Origin of the sequence: Streptomyces sp. NPDC047042, from assembly GCF_040644035.1 — a bacterium.
Taxonomy (GTDB): domain Bacteria; phylum Actinomycetota; class Actinomycetes; order Streptomycetales; family Streptomycetaceae; genus Streptomyces.
The window spans coordinates 1-13,475 of record NZ_JBEYVP010000011.1 but is presented as its reverse complement, the minus strand read 5'-3'; the positions used below and the strand labels follow the sequence as shown (position 1 = coordinate 13,475).

At 72.2% G+C, this 13,475-nt stretch carries 12 protein-coding genes; 7 read left to right on the top strand and 5 right to left on the bottom strand.

Features of this window, described 5'->3' with window-relative positions; genetic code table 11:
* The first annotated feature begins 27 nt into the window (after positions 1-27).
* Both ABZ855_RS14485 and ABZ855_RS14480 read left to right on the top strand, forming a co-directional pair.
* Complete coding sequence (locus tag ABZ855_RS14485; protein WP_360806339.1) at positions 28-1,557, top strand: alpha-N-arabinofuranosidase; 1,530 nt, start codon at positions 28-30, stop codon at positions 1,555-1,557.
* A gap of 7 nt (positions 1,558-1,564) precedes the next feature.
* A complete protein-coding gene (locus tag ABZ855_RS14480) occupies positions 1,565-2,509 on the top strand; it encodes a glycosyl hydrolase (RefSeq protein WP_360806336.1) in 945 nt (314 codons plus the stop codon).
* Positions 2,510-2,631: 122 nt separating this feature from the next.
* On the opposite strand, the gene ABZ855_RS14475 is transcribed toward ABZ855_RS14480, so the two are convergent.
* Positions 2,632-4,332, bottom strand: coding sequence for an acyltransferase (locus ABZ855_RS14475; RefSeq protein WP_360806333.1), 1,701 nt, complete (start codon positions 4,330-4,332; stop codon positions 2,632-2,634).
* A gap of 85 nt (positions 4,333-4,417) precedes the next feature.
* On the opposite strand from ABZ855_RS14475, the gene ABZ855_RS14470 reads away from it, so the two are divergent.
* Entirely contained in the window at positions 4,418-5,287 is an 870-nt protein-coding gene (locus tag ABZ855_RS14470) for a metalloregulator ArsR/SmtB family transcription factor (RefSeq protein WP_360806330.1), read from the top strand.
* 11 nt (positions 5,288-5,298) lie between these two features.
* On the top strand, positions 5,299-5,898 hold the full coding sequence (locus ABZ855_RS14465; protein ID WP_360806327.1) for a dihydrofolate reductase family protein: 600 nt from the start codon (positions 5,299-5,301) through the stop codon (positions 5,896-5,898).
* A 25-nt stretch (positions 5,899-5,923) separates the two neighbouring features.
* On the opposite strand, the gene ABZ855_RS14460 is transcribed toward ABZ855_RS14465, so the two are convergent.
* Genes ABZ855_RS14460 through ABZ855_RS14445 form a run of 4 tightly spaced genes read right to left on the bottom strand, consistent with a single transcriptional unit; the run spans position 5,924 to position 10,340 of the window.
* The gene (locus ABZ855_RS14460) at positions 5,924-6,925 is read right to left on the bottom strand and encodes a PDR/VanB family oxidoreductase (protein WP_360806324.1); all 1,002 of its coding nucleotides are present in this window, start codon (positions 6,923-6,925) and stop codon (positions 5,924-5,926) included.
* A 20-nt stretch (positions 6,926-6,945) separates the two neighbouring features.
* Positions 6,946-8,136 carry an acetyl-CoA C-acyltransferase gene (locus ABZ855_RS14455; protein ID WP_360806321.1) on the bottom strand — a complete coding sequence of 397 codons (1,191 nt, stop codon included), beginning with the start codon at positions 8,134-8,136 and terminating at the stop codon, positions 6,946-6,948.
* 30 nt (positions 8,137-8,166) lie between these two features.
* Positions 8,167-8,772: a histidine phosphatase family protein gene (locus ABZ855_RS14450; RefSeq protein WP_360806318.1), complete on the bottom strand. Its 606-nt coding sequence runs from the start codon at positions 8,770-8,772 to the stop codon at positions 8,167-8,169.
* 29 nt (positions 8,773-8,801) lie between these two features.
* Positions 8,802-10,340: an AMP-binding protein gene (locus ABZ855_RS14445; protein ID WP_360806315.1), complete on the bottom strand. Its 1,539-nt coding sequence runs from the start codon at positions 10,338-10,340 to the stop codon at positions 8,802-8,804.
* Between the two features lie 205 nt (positions 10,341-10,545).
* Here ABZ855_RS14445 and ABZ855_RS14440 point away from each other — a divergent pair, with 205 nt between their 5' ends.
* The 3 genes from ABZ855_RS14440 to ABZ855_RS14430 are packed head-to-tail and all read left to right on the top strand — an operon-like array spanning position 10,546 to position 13,457.
* Positions 10,546-11,781 carry an acyl-CoA dehydrogenase family protein gene (locus ABZ855_RS14440; protein ID WP_360806312.1) on the top strand — a complete coding sequence of 412 codons (1,236 nt, stop codon included), beginning with the start codon at positions 10,546-10,548 and terminating at the stop codon, positions 11,779-11,781.
* A gap of 50 nt (positions 11,782-11,831) precedes the next feature.
* On the top strand, positions 11,832-12,596 hold the full coding sequence (locus tag ABZ855_RS14435; RefSeq protein ID WP_360806309.1) for an SDR family oxidoreductase: 765 nt from the start codon (positions 11,832-11,834) through the stop codon (positions 12,594-12,596).
* A gap of 3 nt (positions 12,597-12,599) precedes the next feature.
* Positions 12,600-13,457, top strand: coding sequence for a ThuA domain-containing protein (locus ABZ855_RS14430; RefSeq protein ID WP_360806306.1), 858 nt, complete (start codon positions 12,600-12,602; stop codon positions 13,455-13,457).
* The last annotated feature ends 18 nt before the right edge of the window (positions 13,458-13,475 follow it).

The following is a 13,475-nucleotide window of genomic DNA, read 5'->3' as shown; positions in this document are numbered from 1 at the left end:
TACGTCTGTTACACCTGAAAGGCAGTCATGTCCGAGCCCGCCGCCACCCCAGCCGCCCGCTTCACCCTCGACCCGGCCTTCGCCGTCGGCAGCGTCAACCCCCGTGTGTACGGATCGTTCGTCGAGCACATGGGCCGCTGCGTCTACACCGGCATCTACGAGCCCGGCCACCCCACCGCCGACGCGGACGGCCTGCGCCAGGACGTACTGGCGCTGGTCCGGGAGCTCGGTGTCTCGACCGTGCGCTACCCCGGCGGCAACTTCGTCTCCGGCTACCGCTGGGAGGACAGCGTGGGCCCGCGCGAGGAGCGGCCGGCCCGGCTGGACCTGGCCTGGAAGTCCACCGAGACCAACGAGTTCGGCCTCGGCGAGTTCATGGACTTCTGCGGGAAGACCGGCATGGAGCCCATGATGGCCGTCAACCTCGGCACCCGGGGCGTCGAGGACGCCGTACGGCTGCTGGAGTACGCCAACCACCCCGGCGGCACCGAGCTGTCGGACCGCCGCGCGGCGAACGGTGACAAGGAGCCGTACGGCATCCGCATGTGGTGCCTGGGCAACGAGATGGACGGCCCCTGGCAGACCGGGCACAAGACCCCCGAGGAGTACGGCCGGCTCGCCGCCGAGACCGCCCGCGCCATGCGCCAGGTCGACCCGGACCTCGAGCTGGTCGCCTGCGGCAGCTCCAGCTCCGCCATGCCGACGTTCGCGTCCTGGGAGGCGACCGTCCTGGAGGCCGCCTACGACCTCGTCGACTACGTCTCCCTGCACGCCTACTACGAGGAGATCGACGGCGACCGCGACTCCTTCCTGGCCTCCGCCGTGGACATGGAGCACTTCATCGAGTCGGTCGTCGCCACCTGCGACCACGTCCGCGCCCGCCTCAAGGCGGACAAGCGCATCAACCTCTCCTTCGACGAGTGGAACGTCTGGTACCAGAAGCGGCCCAACCCGCACGCGGTCGAGGAGTGGCAGCAGGCGCCGCGTCTGCTGGAGGACGTCTACACCGTCACCGACGCCGTCGTCTTCGGCTCGCTGCTCATCGCCCTGCTGCGGCACGCCGACCGGGTCACCTCGGCATCCCTCGCGCAGCTCGTCAACGTCATCGCCCCGATCATGACCGAGCCGGGCGGCGCCGCGTGGCGGCAGACCACGTTCTACCCCTTCGCCCAGGCGTCGACGTACGGACGCGGCCGGGTACTGCGCGTCGAGGTGGACAGCCCGACGTACACCACCGCCCGCTTCGGCGAGGTACCGCTGCTGCACGCCACCGCGGTGACCGACGACGAGACGGGCGCGATCACCGTCTTCGCCGTCAACCGCAGCCAGACGGACGCCCTGCCGCTGGAGATCGACCTGAGCGGCGCCGGCGCGCACTCCCTGGCCGAGCACCTGGTCCTGGCCGACAGCGACCCGGAGGCCACCAACACCGCCGAGCGGCCCGACCGGGTCACCCCGCACACCGCCACCGGCACGACCGTCACCGAGGGCGCCCTGCACGCCCGGCTCGAGCCGATGTCCTGGAACATGATCCGTCTGACGCCCCGACAGGACTGAGGAATCGATGACAGCCGTTGCCCGCCCCCTGTTCCGCGACCCCGTTCACGACGGGGCGACCGACCCCACCGTGATCTGGAACCGGCACGCCGGCGAATGGTGGATGTTCTACACGAGCCGTCGCGCCGACGCCCCGCCGATGAACGACGTGAGCTGGGTGCACGGCACCGACCTCGGCATAGCGTCCTCCTCGGACGGCGGGGCGACCTGGCTGTATCGGGGAATTGCCGAGGGGCTGGACATCGAGCCCGGGCGGCACACCTACTGGGCCCCCGAGATCATCGACGACGGTACCGAGTACCACATGTACGTCAGTGTGATCCGGGGCATTCCGACCCAGTGGGCGGGTCACGCACGGGTGATCCGGCACTACACGAGCGACGACCTCTTCACGTGGACCTACCGCTCCACTCTGTCGCTGTCGTCCGACAAGGTGATCGACGCCTGTGTCCTGCGGCTCCCCACGGGCGGTTACCGCATGTGGTACAAGGACGAGGCCGATCACTCGCACACCTACGCGGCGGACAGCGACGACCTGGCGCGGTGGACCGTGCGGGGGCCCGCGGTCGAGTGCTCGCCGCACGAAGGCCCCAACGTCTTCGAGCTCGACGGCGGTTACTGGATGCTGATCGACGAGTGGCACGGCCTGCGGGTCCTGCACTCACGGGACCTGGAGACCTGGGAACCGCGAGGACTCGTCCTCGACCGTCCCGGACAGGGCCCGGACGACAGCGGCTACGGCTACCACGCCGACGTCGTCACCAGCGAACTCGGCGCGTTCGTCTTCTACTTCACCCACCCCGGGCGATCCGGTGACGGCCCCGGCGGCGACAACGACCGCCGCAGCTCGATCCAGGTGGCCCGGCTGCGGGTGAGCGAAGACACCCTCGTGTGCGACCGCGACGAGGTCCTCGAGGCCCCCGTCCTTCCGCTCGGAGGACCTGACCGGTGACGCGGTGGGCCGGCCGCGAGGGCTGGTAGCCGGTCCCGAGTGCCAGAGCGGGCCGTGTTCCGGTGGACACCGGAACACGGCCCGCTCTTCGCTTTCAGGCCGTGCGCCCGGACGGCGCCCGGCTACGATCCGGCCCGCATGCCCGCCCCCAGGCTCAGGGCGGGCTCGGGGCGGTGGACGCCGCGTGGCCGGTAGCCGAGCGCGTCGGCGCGGCCCAGGAGGTCGGCGAGGTACCAGATGATGGCGAGCCACATCTCGGTGCCCTGCAGGCCGGGTTCGGGGCCCGGGCCGCTGGTGCCGGGGCCGAACCCGAAGCCCTTGCCGTCGTGCCAGCGGGGGAGGGCGGCGGCGAGCTGCCGCTCGGCCCACGCGCGGATCTCGGCGGAACGGTAACCGCCGTCCTTGCCGAGGCCGCCGAGCTGTCGGCCGCAGAGCCACAGCGGATGGACGACGTCCAGCACGTTGCAGGCGTTCTCCCGTCCCGGCCCGAAGTACCGGGGGTCCCGGGCGTGGTCCAGGACGGCGTCCACGACCCGCTCGGGGTGCGGCACCGGCACGCCGAACTGGGCGAAACTCCCACGGGTCAGCCGGTAGTAGCCGTTGACCACCTGCAGGCGTCCGGCCTCCGGCGAGGGGCTGCCCCACATTCCCGTCCACGGGTCGGCCCGGGTCAGCAGCCAGCCGAACAGCGCCTCCAGCGTGCCGGCCTCGCCACCGTCGCCCGCCGGATGGCGCAGGTTCCAGCGCGCCGCCGTCGCCCAGGCGTCGATCCATGCTCCGGCGCCCCAGGCCTCCTCCCGCCAGGGCAGCCCCTCCAGCCGCTCGACCAGCTGAGCGGCCGTCATCTCCCGTACTCCGCGCACCGGTTGAGGGAAGTGGATGCCCAGCAGATCGAGGGCGTAGCCGAGGGACAGGACGTGATAGAGCGCGGGTCCTTCGCCGATGAAGCCGTCGGCGTCGGGCGTCGGCACGGGCCCGTCGAACTCCGGAGCCAGGCCCGTCTCCGGGTCCTGGGCGGCACACAGCCGCTTGCCGTGCTCCTCGGCCGTCAACTGCCCGGGTACCGATCCCAGCAGCAGATCGGCGATCTCCAGGGCGTCGCAGTGGGCGCGTAGCGTCGCCGGCGCACCGGGGCGGTCGACGTACCGATCGCCGTCCCAGCACCGGGCGATGACATCGGCGGCCTGGGCGCGGGCGGTGTCGGCGAACCTCGTCAGAGGGTCCGCGCCGCGGACCGCGACGGCGGGCGCTCCGCCCCGGCGGTCGCGCAGGGGGCGGGCCGGGTTGCCGGCGGCCACCGTCCAGGCCGGAAGGTCCTTGGTCACCACCGCGCCGGCGCCGATCACACAATGGTCACCGATGGTCACGCCGTCCACCACGACCACGTTCGAGCCGATCCACACGTCGTCGCCGAGGGTGATCCCCTTGCTGGTCAGCGGCTGCTGGAACACCGGACGGTCGGGCTCCATGGAGTGGTTGAAGCCGAGCAGGGACGTATGGGCGCCGACCCGGACGCCGTTCCCCAGGGTGACGGTGCCGCGCACGGTGGCGAACGGGTTCAGCGTGCAGTCCGTCCCGGTGGTCAACTCCCCGGTGACATAGGCATGGGCGGCGATGTACGAGTTGCCGCCGAGCCGCAGACGGTCCGGGAACACCGCGGCGGACTCGGCGACGTAACACCTCTCGCCGATCTCACTGTCCCCGCCGACCCTCCGCTGCCGCTCCCGCTGGGCGGTGCGCTGCTCCTCCGTCGCACCCTCGGCGAACAGCCAGGGGCAGTGGTCGAAGTGCCTTATGTCATCAGATTGCTGGTGCTGCTCCACGGGGGAAACGCTAATCGGAGAGATCTTCGAAAACAAGAAGATATTCCTTGACAGGAATATTCGTTACGGAGAATACTCGCTTGTCATGGACGCACTCCTCGCCGCCCTGGCCGATCCGGCCCGCTGGCGGCTCGTGAATCTGCTGGCCGAGCGGCCCCGCTCGGTCGGTGTGCTCGCTCAGCTCTCCGACGCACGCCAGCCGCAGACGACCAAGCATCTGCAGACCCTCGAACGGGCCGGCGCCGTGACCTCCAGGCGCACCGGCCAGCACCGTGTCTACGCACTCCGGTCCGCCGCTCTGCGGGACCTGGCGGCCACGCTCGGACGGCTCGCCGACACCGCCGACCAGGCCGACGGTCCGTACGCGACGTACGACCGCTACGGGCGCAGCGTCGACGCGGAGCGGCTCGCCGCACAGGAGCCTGGGTGGGCGGACGGCCGCACGTTCGGCTTCCACCGGGCACTCAAAGGAAGCCCCGGCACGGTCTGGCGCCGGCTGACCGAAGCCGATCTGCTCGCGGGCTGGTGGACACCCGACGACCTTCGCGTCTCCGAACTCGTCTTCGAGGCGCGGCCCGGCGGGCGGATCGTCCAGGAGTACCGCGACGGCGAGGACGCCGACGACTCCGGCCCGGTCGTCGGACGGGCGGAGGGAGTCGTCGTCGACGTACGACCCGGTGAGCATCTCGCCTACCGGCTCTCCCCGTTGCTGCCCGACGGCGGCCCCGCCTTCACCGCCCACGTCGCCATGGGCCTTCGGCCCGGGAAAGCGGGCACGGACCTCGACGTCCACTGGCGCATCACCGACAGCACCGTGGACGCCCCGGACTTCGTCGCGGGCATCGAGATCGGCTTCGGCCAGAGCCTCGACAAGCTCGCGGCGACCCTCGCCGCCGCCACGGACACCACCGACAGCAGCACCGGTAACCCCGACCCGACTCGCACCACTGACTGAAGGAGCACGCCATGCCCGAGCAGACCGCCGCACGCCGAGTCGTCACCAACATCGCCCTCTCCCTCGACGGCCACTACGCCAAGCCGGACCCGATGGACATGGGCTGGGTGATGCCGTACGCCGTGACCGACGTCGCCCGCGACCATCTGACCAGCCTCTGGGAACCGGCGACGACGGCCCTGCTCGGGCGGGTCAACGCCGAGGGGTTCCTCGGTTTCTGGCCCACCGTCATCGGTATGGAGGGGGCCGACCCGCGCGACGAGGGCTTCGCCAAGTGGCTCGTCGACACCGAGAAGGTGGTCCTCTCCTCCACCCTCGACAAGGCCCCGTGGGAGCGGACGGCGATCGTCGACAAGCCGACCGCCGAAGTGGTCGAGGACCTCAAGGCCGCCGAGGGCGGCGACATCCTCGTGCTCGCCAGCGCGAGCGTCATCAAGTCACTGCTGGCGGAGGACAAGGTCGACCGGCTGGCGCTGACGGTCTTTCCGGTCTTCCTCGGCGCCGGGCCACGCCTCTTCGACGACGGCCTGCCCGAGGGCGGGTGGACACTCGTCAGCCAGACGGCGGGCGAGCACGGCACGTTGTGCCTGGTCTACGACCGGGTCCGCTGAGCTGGACCGCCGAAGACGGTCGCCGTCACAGATCGAGGACCAGGCGCGGTCCGCACGAGCGGGAGACGCAGATGAGCATGGTGTCGCCGGCGGCCCGCTCGTCCTCGGTCAGCAGCGAGTCGCGGTGGTCGGGCTTGCCGTCGAGTACGTCGGTCTCGCAGGTGCCGCAGGTGCCTTCCCGGCACGAGAAGTCGACCGGGATCCCGGCCGCCTCCACCGTCTCGAGAACCGAGCGGCCCGCCGGGACGGTGAGGGTGAGCCCGGAACGGGAGAGTTCCACCTCGAACGCCTCGCCGGGGGCGCCGGCCGAGGCCGCCGGGACCGGTGCGAACCGTTCCACGCCCAGCGTGCCCGGGGGCCAGCCCACGCACCGCTCCCGCACCGCCCGCAGCAAGGGCTCGGGACCGCAGGCGTGCACCAGGGTGCCCTCCTCCGGCACGCCGAGGTGGGCGGCGAGGTCCAGCAGGCCGTACTCGTCCTGGGGACGGACCAGCACCCGGTCCCCGTACGGGGCGAGGCGGTCCAGGAACGCCATGGACGTCCGGGTACGACCGCCGTACAGCAGCCGCCAGTCGGCGCCCGCGGCCTCGGCGGCCTCGACCATGGGAAGGATGGGCGTGATTCCGATGCCGCCCGCGATGAACAGCTGGCGATCGGCGGGCCGCAGCGGGAAGTTGTTCCGGGGCCCGCGCACCCGCACGGCGGCGCCTTCGCGCAGCCGGTCGTGGACGTACGCCGAGCCGCCGCGGCTCTGCGGCTCGCGCAGCACGGCGATCTGCCAGGCCCCGCGGTCGGCCGGATCCCCGCACAGCGAGTACTGACGGATCAGCCCGCCGTCATCGCCGTCGGCGTCAGCGTGCTCGCCGTTCAGCAGTACGTCGATGTGGGCGCCCGGCGTCCAGACGGGCAGCGCACCGCCGTCGGGGCGGCGCAGGACGAGGGAGACGACACCGTCCGCGGCGAGGGTGCGGGAGGCCACCGTGAGGGTCGTCGGGGTCTGCGGGGCCGGGGGCAACTGGTCGTTCATGATCGTTTCAGCTCCGGGGTTCAGGCCTGCGTCGGTACGTGCAGCAACAGCGCGTCGCCCTGGCCGCCGCCCCCGCACAGGGCCGCCGCCCCGGTGCCGCCCCCGCGCCGCCGCAGCTCGGCCGCGAGAGTCAGCACCAGTCTGGCTCCGGTCATGCCGACCGGATGCCCGAGCGCGATGGCTCCGCCGTTGACGTTCACCTTGTCCAGGGGAACGTCCAGCTCCCGCACGGAGGCCAGGGCCACTCCGGCGAACGCCTCGTTGATCTCGAGCAGGTCCAGGTCGGCGGCCTTCAGCCGGCCGTCCCGGGACAGGGCGTCGCGCACGGCGCCGGCCGGCTGGACGAGCAGGGAGGGGTCGGGGCCCGCGACGGTGCCGTAGGCGCCGATCTCGGCGAGCGGCGTCAGGCCCTCCCGCCGGGCACGCTCCGCGCTCATCACGACGACGGCGGCGGCACCGTCGGAAAGCTGAGAGGAGTTGCCGGCGGTGATCGTGCCCGCGCCGGAGAAGGCCGGCCTCAGACGCCCCAGGCTCTCGGCCGTGCTCCCCGGCCGTACGCCCTCGTCGGCGGCGACCACCGTCTCACCCCGGCGTCCGACGACGGTGACGGGGGTGATCTCCCCGGCCAACGCGCCCGACTCCTGGGCGTGCGCGGCCCGTTGGTGCGACAGCGCGCTGTACTCGTCCTGTTCCTCCCGGGTCAGGCCGAACGGCTGCTGGTAACGCTCGGTGGCCGCGCCCATGGACACGCCGTCGAAGGCACAGACGAGGGCGTCGCGGTCGAGGGCGTCCTCCACGGCGGCCGAACCGTACTTCCAGCCCGAGCGCGAGCCGCGCAGCAGGTGCGGGGCGCCCGACATGGACTCCATGCCGCCGGCGACGACCACTTCGTGCCGGCCGGAGGCGATCATCAGGTCGGCCAGGGCGATGGCGTGCAGACCGGACAGACAGAGCTTGTTGACGGTGCTCGCGGGGACGGAGAACGGAATGCCGGCCCGGATCGCGGCCTGCCGGGCCGAGTTGGGGCCTGCCCCGGCCTGCACGACATGACCCATGACGACGGCCTGCACGGCCTGCGGGTCCAGGCGTACGGCGGCCAGGGCCGCGCCGATGGCATGGGCACCGAGGTCGACAGCGGACAGGGTGCTCAGGGCTCCCATCAGCTTGCCGACGGGCGTCCTGGTACCGGCGACGATGACGGATCCGGGCATGGCCGGGACCTCCTGGGGGTGGTGGCGGGTTCAGGCGACCGGGTCGGCGGCGCGCTCGGCGATCATGTGGGCGGTCTCGTTCACCGAGTGCGGGACGACCCGGCCGCCGGGCATGCGCCGCACCCTGCTGACCGAGGTGTAGCCGGGGTGGAACCAGAACATCGTCGGCAGGCCGAGCACCGTCGCCAGGTAGGTGTTGATGATGCCGCCGTGGCACACGGCGGCGACCCGCCCGCCGGGGTGGGCGTCGAGGATGGTGTCCATCGCGCGCACCGCCCGCCCGCGGAAGGCGTCCCAGTCGAGGTCGGGCACGAAGTCCTCGAAGCGTCCCTCGGCGAGCGCCGCCGCCCGGGGGTCGCCCGTGCCGATCTGCTCGGGCGGGGTGTAGGGCTGGGAGACGTCCGTGTCCCATTCGCGCAGGTCGTCGAGGACGGTCGCGGTCATGCCGGTGAGGCGTTCCAGAGGTGCCGCGGTCTCGCGGGCCCGCCGGAACGGGCTGACGTACAGGGCATCGAGGTCCTCGTGGACGAGCCACGCGGCGAGGCGTTCGGCCTGGGCGGTGCCTTCGGGAGACAGCCCCGGGTCGAACACCCCGGCCAGGGGGAGGCCGTGCCGGATGAGGAGGAGTTCGGTCATGGGTGGTCCTTGCGTAGCGGGGGAGCGGCTCAGCCGGCGATGGTCCGGTCCGAGCTCCAGTAGGGGCGGCGCATCGCGCGCTTGTCGAGCTTGCCCATGGCGTTGCGCAGGAGTTCGGGTACGAACTCGTACGACTTCGGGCACTTGTAGGCGGCGAGGCGCTCGCGGCAGAACCGGTCCAGCTCGTCGGCCGACGGCTCGTCACCCGCGACCACGACCAGCGCGCGCAGCGCCTCGCCGAAGTCCGGGTCGGGCACGCCGATCACCGCGAGCTCGACGACCGCCGGATGCTGCCGCAGGACCGCCTCGCTCTCCGCCGGGTACAGGTTCACACCACCGGAGACCACGACGTCGGCGGCCCGGTCGGTGATGAAGATGTAGCCGTCCGCGTCGACGTATCCGATGTCGCCGAGCGTGAAGACGCCGGGGGAGAGATAGGCGGCCTTGGTCTTGTCCGGGTCGGCGTGGTAGCGCACGCCTTGGTCGGCGGGTGCCCGGAACGCCAGCAATCCGCGTTCCCCGCACGGCAGTCGGCCGCCGTTCTCGTCGGTGACCAGGACCTCGAACGGGGGGTGGACCCGCCCGACCGAGCCCGGGTGCGCGAGCCACTCGTCGCTGCTGATGCGGGCGACGGTGCCCGCTTCGCTGGCGCCGTACGACTCCGTCAGCACCGGACCGAACCAGTCGATCATGGCTCGCTTCACGTCGGGCGGACACGCGGAACCGGTGTGGGACACCTGCCGCAGGCTGGAGACGTCGTAGCGGGAGCGGACCTCGTCCGGGAGGGCGAGGAGCCGCTGGAAGTGGGTGGGCACCATCACCGTCGAGGACACCCGCCACCGCTGTACCCGGCTGAGGAACGTCTCCGCGTCGTACCGGCCGAGCACGACCACCGGCTGACCGGCCGCCAGATGGCGCAGTGAGGTCAGGGGAGCGTTGTGCTGCAGGGGGCCGCACACCAGATGCGGTCCCGGCGGGAATCCGGGCCGGGCGGACATCGCGGCGAGATAGGCGGAGCTGTCGGCGACCGGGCCGCTGACCCAGCGCACCTCGGTGCCGCGCGCCCGGCCGGTGGTTCCCGAGGTGTAGACGAGCGGAGGCCGGGCGGGCCTGCCCGTCGGGAGGGCGTGCCCGCCATGCGCCGAGGCCAGCCACAGGTCCCAGTCGAAGGCGTGCCCGGCCTCCGGGGTCCCGTGCGTCACGACCGGCAGTCCCAGTTCCCGGGCCGCGTCGAGGGCCGCGCCGGCGCCGACCGGACCGGCGATGATCCCGGTCACTCCCGCGTCGATGATCTGGTCGACGAGCTCGCCCGACGTGAGGTTCCGGGACGCGGCCACGGTTCCCACCCCGGCGCGCAGGCCGGCCAGATGGGCCACCAGCGTCGGAATCGCGTTGTCGCCGAGGACGGCGACCCGGTCGTCAGGACCGGGCGCGAACTCCAGCAGCCGGGCCGCCGCCCGCGCCACCTGGTCGGCGAGGGCGGACCAGGACAGCACACCCAGGTCGTCCGCCAGGGCGGGGTCGTCGGGTGTCTCCTGGGCGCGACGGTCGAGTGGCAGCAGCGACATGGCTCCTCCGACGGCTCCTCGGGCCTCTCCCGATTCAAGGGGAGAGGAGATGCGGAGACTGTAGCGTTTATCAAGAAAGTACGGAACACTCTGGTTCCGGATGGAGGCATTTCCGCATGCTCACGCATGTTCCAGCGGGAATGGGCGCACGCAGACTCCTCCCCGTTACTGAATCTGTCGTCTGGTAAGTGACCGAGGAGGAGCCATGTCCCAGCCCGATCCGGACGCATGGCGCACACAGGTCAGGCAGTGGCTGGCCACCGTGCTCGAGCCGGCGCGAGGACCGCAGGCCGCGGCCGAGGCCGACCTCGCCGTGTTCCACAACCTGCCCGAGGACGAGGAACGCCTGCTGCTGGAGCGCTGCCGCGCCTACCACCGGGCCCGCTTCGACGCGGGCTACCAGGCCCTGACCCTCCCCGTGGAGAAGGGCGGCGCGGGCCTGACCGCCGCGCATGCGGCCGTCTTCGCCCAGGAGGAGTCCGCCTTCGAGGTGCCGCCGTCCACCGAACTGATCAGTGTCACCGTGCGCCTGGTCGCGATGGCCGTCTCGCTGTTCGGCACGGACGAGCAACTCAGGGACCACGCCCGGGCGTTCCTGCGCACCGACCTGCTGGCCTGCCAGCTGTTCAGCGAACCCGGCGCCGGCTCCGACCTCGCGGCCCTGCGCACCCGCGCGAAGCAGGAGGGGGAGGAGTGGGTGATCGACGGTCAGAAGGTGTGGACCTCGGGCGCACAGTTCGCCGACTACGGCCTGCTGCTCGCCCGTACCGACCCCGACGTCGTCAAACAGGCCGGCCTCACCGCCTTCCTGGTCCCGATGGACGCCCCCGGAGTGGAGGTGCGCCCCATCCGGCAGATGAGCGGCGGCGCCTCCTTCAACGAGGTCTTCCTCAGCGGCGTACGCGTCCCGGACCGGCTTCGGATCGGGCGCCCGGGGCAGGGCTGGGAGGTCGCCACCACCACCCTCGCCTTCGAACGCACGGCCTCCGGCAGCGGCAACCGCCGCAAGGGCGGCACCTTCACGGACGTACTGGCCCTCGCCCGCTCCCTCGGCCGGACATCGGACCCGCTGGTCCGCCAGCGCCTCGCCGACCTGTACGTACGGGCCGCCCTGCGCGCCGCCACCGTCGACCGGGTCGCCAGGACGAGCGCCGCCGGCGGCCGCCCTGGCCCCGAGGCGTCGCTGACCAAGCTGATGGCGTCCGACCTGCTCACCCGCACCGGACAGACCGCCGCCGAGCTGCTCGGGGCGCGGATCAGCGCCGACACCGGCGAACCGGGCACCTTCGCCTGGACACAGCACCTGCTGGGCGCCCCCGGCTACCGACTGGCCGGAGGCACCGACCAGATCCAGCGCAACCTGATCGGCGAGCGGGTGCTGAAGCTGCCGCCGGAGCCGCGGGTGGACCGGGCGCCGTTTTCGCAGCTTCCCGGCAACTAGGGCCCCCGAGGCCTTTCGTATAGGACGCATCTCACGAAGGAGTGACATCCATGGATCTGGGACTGACGGGCGCGAAGGCGCTGGTGACCGGCGCGAGCCGGGGTATCGGCCGGGCGATCGCCGCGACACTGGCGGCCGAGGGCTGTGCGCTGGCCCTCTGCGCCCGGGGCGAGGAAGGGCTCGCCAAGGCGGCCGCGGAACTGCGGGCGGAGGGGGCGACGGTCTTCGCGGAGGCCGTCGACGTCACCGACCCCGCCGCGCTCGCGGGTTTCGTGGAGCGGGCGGCCGGTGAGCTCGGCGGCCTCGACCTGCTGGTGTCCAATGTGTCGGCGGGCAACGTGAAGGGCCCCGAGTCCTGGGAGGCCAGCCTGCGCGGCGACCTGATCCCGTTCGCGGGACTCGTCGAGGCGGCCCTTCCCCACCTGGAGGCGTCCGACCGGGCCGCCGTGGTCGCCATCGGTACCACCAACGCCTCCGACACCGCGCGCCCGGCCGGCGCGAACTCGTACTCCGCGCTCAAGGCGGCCGTCGTCCAGCACGCCTCGGCCCTCGCGCACTCCCTCGCGCCGAGGGGCATCCGCGTCAACACCGTCTCGCCCGGCCCGATCGACTTCCCGGGCGGCGCCTGGGAGACCATCCGCACCAGCCGTCCCGAGGTGTACGAGGAGGTGCTGGCCAAGCTGCCGATCGGCCGCTACGGCACCGCCGAGGACGTGGCGTCGGCGGTGGCGTTCCTGCTCGGGCGGACCGGTTCCTTCTGTGTCGGGGTCAACCTCGTGGTGGACGGCGGGCTCCTGACCCGCGTCCAGTACTGAGCCGTGGCGGGCCCGGCAGGCCGCCTGGACGCCGTGCTCGTGTGCGGCGGACGCTGGCACGACTTCGACCACGCGCGGCTACGGCTGCTGGAGCTGCTCGGTGAGCATCCCCGGGTGCGCACCTCCGTGTACCAGGACTACGACTGCGTCGCCGCCCTGGACCGGGCCGACCTGCTGGTCACCTACACCTGCGACGTCCGGCCGGGCCCGGAACAGCGGGCCTCCCTGGCCGGGTTCGTCGCGCGGGGCGGGCGCTGGCTCGCCCTGCACGGCACCAACTCGGTGATCGAGGTGACCGAGCCGTCCACGGGTGAGGGGTCGCGGGTGTTCTCGACTCCACGGCTCCTCGGGGAGCTCGCCGAGGTGCTCGGCAGTCAGTTCCTCGCCCATCCGCCGATCGCGCCGTACGAGGTGCTGGTGACGCGGCCGGAGCATCCGCTGGTCGCGGGGATCGGGTCGTTCACGGTCACTGACGAGCTGTATGTGTGCCAGCTGCACGGCGAGTTGGAGGTGTTGCTGCATGCCGAGTACACGGGGGTGTGCAGGGGGTTCGCGGAGGGCGAGGCGGTGGCCCTCGACGGCTTGCCCCGGCCGGTGCTGTATCTGAAGCGGCACGGGCTCGGGGAGGTCTGCTACTTCACTCTGGGGCACTGTCGGGGGCGGTACGACATGCAGGATCTGGGCGTGGACGACACGGGGCGGGTGGACGGGGGCCCGTGGCAGACGCCGGAGTTCGTGACGGTGCTGGGGCGGTGCGTGGAGTGGGCGGTGGGTTCTCTCGCCCCCGCCGCCCCTACCCGTCCCATCCGTCTCGGGGGCGCTGCCCCCGAACCCCCGCTCCTCAAACGCCGGAGGGGCTGACTACCAGCCCGTCCGGCG

Bases quoted from the DNA above. Each gene is read 5' to 3' on its own strand.
- ABZ855_RS14485 (WP_360806339.1), top strand. From the start codon at position 28: ATGTCCGAGCCCGCCGCCACCCCAGCCGCCCGCTTCACCCTCGACCCG.
- ABZ855_RS14480 (WP_360806336.1), top strand. From the start codon at position 1,565: ATGACAGCCGTTGCCCGCCCCCTGTTCCGCGACCCCGTTCACGACGGG.
- ABZ855_RS14470 (WP_360806330.1), top strand. From the start codon at position 4,418: ATGGACGCACTCCTCGCCGCCCTGGCCGATCCGGCCCGCTGGCGGCTC.
- ABZ855_RS14465 (WP_360806327.1), top strand. From the start codon at position 5,299: ATGCCCGAGCAGACCGCCGCACGCCGAGTCGTCACCAACATCGCCCTC.
- ABZ855_RS14460 (WP_360806324.1), bottom strand. From the start codon at position 6,925: ATGAACGACCAGTTGCCCCCGGCCCCGCAGACCCCGACGACCCTCACG.
- ABZ855_RS14455 (WP_360806321.1), bottom strand. From the start codon at position 8,136: ATGCCCGGATCCGTCATCGTCGCCGGTACCAGGACGCCCGTCGGCAAG.
- ABZ855_RS14450 (WP_360806318.1), bottom strand. From the start codon at position 8,772: ATGACCGAACTCCTCCTCATCCGGCACGGCCTCCCCCTGGCCGGGGTG.
- ABZ855_RS14445 (WP_360806315.1), bottom strand. From the start codon at position 10,340: ATGTCGCTGCTGCCACTCGACCGTCGCGCCCAGGAGACACCCGACGAC.
- ABZ855_RS14440 (WP_360806312.1), top strand. From the start codon at position 10,546: ATGTCCCAGCCCGATCCGGACGCATGGCGCACACAGGTCAGGCAGTGG.
- ABZ855_RS14435 (WP_360806309.1), top strand. From the start codon at position 11,832: ATGGATCTGGGACTGACGGGCGCGAAGGCGCTGGTGACCGGCGCGAGC.